This window comes from Vibrio sp. Y176 (assembly GCF_033438945.1).
The window spans coordinates 1-605 of sequence record NZ_JAWOQS010000795.1; the positions used below are offsets into that span (position 1 = coordinate 1).

Below are 605 nucleotides of genomic sequence, written 5' to 3' on the forward strand. Positions count from 1 at the left end.
TTTGAAAACTTTCATCAATTTAATTAGAGTACAAAACGTTAACTCGTGATAAACACATAACAAAGGACAATTAACATGGATCCCATACTGGAAGTTAAGGGACTGTATAAAGTGTTTGGAGAAGCTCCGGAGCGAGCATTCTCACTCATCGAAAAAGGCGTTGATAAAGACGATATTTTTGAACAAACTGGCTTAACCGTTGGCGTCAACGATGTATCTCTGACCATCAATGAAGGCGAGATTTTTGTCATTATGGGTCTCTCTGGCTCAGGAAAATCCACTCTCGTTCGACTTCTCAATCGACTCATTGAACCCACCAAAGGCAGTGTTTACCTCAAAGGGAAAGACATTGCTCACATCTCCGAAGAAGAACTGCGCGAAGTTCGTCGGAACAACATTTCAATGGTTTTTCAAAATTTTGCGCTCATGCCCCACATGTCGGTGATAGAAAATGCCGCTTTCGGCCTGGAACTCGCAGGCGTCGATGTGACTGCTCGCCACGAAAGTGCATTATCAGCGTTGCAGAGAGTTGGATTAGATACCTACGCTGAATCGTTTCCTGATGAACTATCAGGTGGTATGAAGCAGCGTGTCGGTCTTGCCCG

The 605-nt window shown here is 44.3% G+C and carries 1 protein-coding gene; it reads left to right on the forward strand.

Annotation, left to right across the window (positions count from 1 at the left end; genetic code table 11):
- Positions 1-75 precede the first annotated feature (75 nt).
- Positions 76-605 (forward strand): ATP-binding cassette domain-containing protein (locus tag R7O13_RS28705; protein WP_318305439.1); only part of this gene is annotated, 530 nt, incomplete at its 3' end.